The 3,987-nt window shown below is 67.0% G+C and carries 4 protein-coding genes and 1 pseudogene; all 5 read left to right on the forward strand.

Going from position 1 to position 3,987, the window contains the following annotated elements:
• The coding region (locus AC2VON_RS12590) for an NADH-quinone oxidoreductase subunit H (RefSeq protein ID WP_486953265.1) at positions 1 to 578 on the forward strand (578 nt) is incomplete at its 5' end.
• Positions 565 to 1,149 (forward strand): NADH-quinone oxidoreductase subunit NuoI, encoded by a 585-nt coding sequence (nuoI, locus tag AC2VON_RS12595; RefSeq protein WP_486953266.1) that lies wholly within the window; start codon positions 565 to 567, stop codon positions 1,147 to 1,149. The genes AC2VON_RS12590 and nuoI, both read left to right, overlap by 14 nt.
• Positions 1,149 to 1,904 (forward strand): annotated as a pseudogene (locus AC2VON_RS12600) (NADH-quinone oxidoreductase subunit J); the annotation flags it as partial. The gene nuoI and the pseudogene AC2VON_RS12600, both read left to right, overlap by 1 nt.
• A 124-nt stretch (positions 1,905 to 2,028) precedes the next feature.
• Complete coding sequence (gene nuoK / locus AC2VON_RS12605) at positions 2,029 to 2,328, forward strand: NADH-quinone oxidoreductase subunit NuoK (RefSeq protein ID WP_486953267.1); 300 nt, start codon at positions 2,029 to 2,031, stop codon at positions 2,326 to 2,328.
• Positions 2,329 to 2,375: 47 nt separating this feature from the next.
• Positions 2,376 to 3,987 (forward strand): NADH-quinone oxidoreductase subunit L (gene nuoL, locus AC2VON_RS12610; RefSeq protein WP_486953268.1); only part of this gene is annotated, 1,612 nt, incomplete at its 3' end.

Genomic DNA, 3,987 nt, shown 5'->3' on the forward strand with positions numbered 1-3,987 from the left:
CGCTGAAGTTCGCGCTGTTCTTCCTCGCCGAGTACATCAACATGACCACGGTCTCCGCGCTGGCCGTCACGCTGTTCTTCGGCGGCTGGCACGCGCCCTGGCCGTTCAACCTGTGGGCCGGCGCCGGCCAAGGCTGGTGGCCGCTGCTCTGGTTCACCGCCAAGCTGTGGGGGTTCATCTTCGTCTACATCTGGCTGCGTGCCACCCTGCCGCGGCTGCGCTACGACCAGTTCATGGCGCTGGGCTGGAAAGTCCTCATCCCGCTGGCGCTGGCGTGGGTGATCGTCGCCGCCGCGTTCCGCAGCCTCCGCGACGCCGGGAACCCGCACTGGGAGGGCCTTCTGGTCGTCGTCAGCATGGTCACCACCCTGGTGTTGCTGGCGTATCTGCACCGGCGCCGGTTCAGTGTCATCACCGGCGATCCGATCAGAGTCCTGCCGGCCCGCACCACCGTCGTCTCCGACAGTGGGTTCCCTGGATTCCCGACGCCCCCATTGACGCAGCCGCCGCAGCGCTATGCCGACCATCCCGCCGCAACCCGCTCGCCCATCGGTGCCAAGGAGGATGCCCGTGGGTAACTTCAAGGCCGCCCGCAACGCCTTAGCCGGGTTCGGTGTCACGTGGCGGACGATGTTCAAAAAGCCGATCAACGACGGCTATCCCGAACACAAGAAACCCACCGCGCCGCGCTACCACGGCCGCCACCAACTCAACCGCTACGAAGACGGCCTGGAGAAGTGCATCGGCTGCGAACTGTGCGCGTGGGCCTGCCCTGCCGATGCCATCTACGTCGAGGCCGCCGACAACACCGACGAGGAACGCTACTCGCCGGGCGAACGCTACGGTCGCGTCTATCAGATCAACTACCTGCGCTGCATCGGTTGCGGGCTGTGCATCGAGGCCTGCCCGACCCGGGCGCTGACCATGACCAACGACTACGAGCTGGCCGCCGACAACCGCGCCGACATGATCTACGACCGGGACATGCTGCTCGCACCGCTGGAGCCCGGGATGACCGCGCCGCCGCACCCGATGCCGCGCGGGGCCACCGACAAGGACTACTACCTGGGCAACGTCACCGCGGGCGGATTGGGCGACAACCCGGACCTCTTCGTGCTCCTGGACCGCAAGAAACAAGGTAAGGCCTGATGACCCTGCTGGCTGCCGACATGCTCGTCCGCACCTCCACCGGTGAGGCGGTGACGTTCTGGCTCCTGGGTGCGCTGGCACTCGCCGGTGCGGTGGGCGTCGTGACGGCCGCCACAGCGGTGTATTCGGCGATGTTCCTGGCGATGACGATGCTGATCCTGGCGGCGTTCTACCTCGTCCAGGATGCGATGTTCCTCGGTGTGGTGCAGGTCGTCGTCTACACCGGCGCGGTGATGATGCTGTTCTTGTTCGTGATAATGCTGATCGGGGTCGACTCAGCGGAGTCGCTGGTCGAGACGCTGCGCGGGCAGCGGATCGCCGCGGTGACCGCCGGAACCGGCTTCGGCGTGCTGCTGATCGCCGGGATCGGCAGCGCGACGATGCGGTTCACCGGTCTGGCGGCCGCCAACGCCGGCGGGAACGTGGAAGGCCTGGCAGCGCTGATCTTCACGCGTTACCTGTGGGCCTTCGAGCTGACCGGCGCGTTGTTGATCACCGCCGTCATCGCGGCGATGGTGTTGGCGCACCGGGAGCGGATCGTTCCGCGCCCGACGCAGCGGGAGTTGTCCATCCGGCGGTTCCAGCACGGCCACCACCCCACTCCGCTGCCGACTCCCGGCGTCTACGCCCGCCATAACGCGGTGGACATCGCCGCGCGGCTGCCCGACGGCTCCTACTCGGCCCTGTCGGTGTCCGACACGCTGACACATCGCTGGGTCGGCGCTTCGGGCAACGCGGCTCGCGCCGACGATGCAGAGCGTAGCGATGAGGAGGAGGCGGCGCCATCAACACCCGCCGCCGACGATGCAGAGCGTAGCGATGAGGAGGAGGCGGCGCCATCAACACCCGCCGCCGACGGTTCCGGAAAGGACGGCGTGGATGAACCCGGCTAACTACCTGTACCTGTCGGCGCTGTTGTTCACCATCGGCGCCGCCGGTGTGTTGTTGCGCAGCAACGCGATTGTGATGTTCATGTGCATCGAGCTGATGTTGAATGCGGCCAACCTGGCGTTCGTCACCTTCGCCCGGCTGCATGGTCTGCTCGACGGCCAGATGGTCGCATTCTTCACGATGGTGGTCGCCGCCTGCGAAGTGGTGATCGGCTTGGCCATCATCATGACGATCTTCCGTGCCCGGCGATCCACCTCGGTGGACGACGCGAACCTACTGCGCGGCTAGAAGAGGCTAGAAGAGGCTAGAAGAGGCTAGGAGAGGTTGACCACCCCGTGACATATCTGACGCACCTGAGCTGGCTGCTGGTCGCGCTGCCGTCGGCGGGGGCGCTGCTCCTGCTGATCGCCGGCCGGCGCAGTGACCGGTGGGGGCACCTAGTCGGGTGCGCCACCGTGCTCGGGTCGTTCGCGATCGGGCTGGTGATGCTGGCCGACATGCTCGGCCGACCCGGAGCCGACAGGACCATCCACGCGAGCCTGTTCAACTGGGTCCCGGTCGCGACACTGCACGTCAACTTCGGGATCCTGGTCGACCAGCTCTCGATCTGCTTCGTGCTGCTGATCAGTGGCGTCGGCTCGCTGATCCTGATCTACTCGATCGGCTACATGGCCTCCGACCCCGACCGCAGACGGTTCTTCGCCTACCTGGACCTGTTCGTCGCGGCAATGCTGCTGCTGGTGGTCTCGGACAACTACCTGGGCCTCTATGTGGGCTGGGAAGGTGTGGGCCTGGCGTCGTATCTGCTGATCGGCTTCTGGTACGAACGACCCGCCGCCGCCGCCGCGGGCAAAAAAGCCTTCGTGTCCAACCGGGTCGGTGACTTCGGATTGTTGCTGGCGATGTTCGCGATGTTCGCGAGCTTCCAAACGCTGCAGTTCGACGGGGTGTTCGCCGCCGCGCGGGCGGCCGGGCCGAGCGGGATGACCACCGCCATCGGATTGCTGCTGCTCCTGGGGGCGTGCGCCAAGTCGGCCCAGGTGCCGCTGCAGGCCTGGCTGTTCGACGCGATGGAAGGCCCGACCCCGGTATCGGCGCTGATCCACGCCGCCACCATGGTGACGGCCGGGGTGTATCTGATCGTGCGGTCCGGCCCGCTGTACGACCTGTCGCCGGATGCCCGGCTGACGGTCGTCATCGTCGGCGCGTTCACCCTGCTGTTCGGCGCTGTCATCGGCTGCGCCCACGACGACATCAAACGCGCACTGGCCGCATCGACGGTCAGCCAGATCGGATACATGGTGCTGGCCGCCGGCCTCGGCGCGGCGGGCTACGCGTTCGCGATCCTGCACCTGCTCAGCCACGGCTTCTTCAAGGCCGGGCTGTTCCTCGGCTCCGGTGCGGTGATGCACGGGATGCACGACGAGCAGAACATGCGCCGCTACGGCGCGCTACGCGCTTACCTGCCGGTGACGTTTGCCACTTTCGGGTTCTGTTACCTGGCGATCATCGGAATTCCGCCGTTCTCCGGCTTCTACACCAAAGACGCGATCATCGAGGCCGCGCTGGGCACCGGCGGGCTGCGTGGCATGACCATTGCGGGCGTCGCGATCCTGGGCGCGGGCATCACCGCGTTCTACATGACCCGGGTGATGTTGATGACCTTCTCCGGTGAGCGACGGTGGGCGACAACCGAAACCGAGGTGACACCTCAGTTGGCCCTACAGCATCCGCACGAGGCGCCGCGGGTGATGACGTGGCCGATGATTATGCTGGCCGTCGGCGCGATCTTCTCCGGAGGGCTGCTGACGATCGGTGGAACGTTGCAACGCTGGCTGGAGCCGGTGGTGAACCCGGACGGCAGCCATGACGTGGCCCCCCCCCGCCCCGCGGGGGGCCCCGCCAGCCGGGCCCCCGCGCACCGGCGGGGCGGCAGGTTGTGGGGCG

This window comes from Mycobacterium sp. TH-M82 (assembly GCF_057473605.1).

What these genes read in the sequence shown, in the direction of transcription:
- nuoI (WP_486953266.1), top strand. Translation starts at nt 565, where the DNA reads ATGCCCGTGGGTAACTTCAAGGCCGCCCGCAACGCCTTAGCCGGGTTC.
- nuoK (WP_486953267.1), top strand. Translation starts at nt 2,029, where the DNA reads ATGAACCCGGCTAACTACCTGTACCTGTCGGCGCTGTTGTTCACCATC.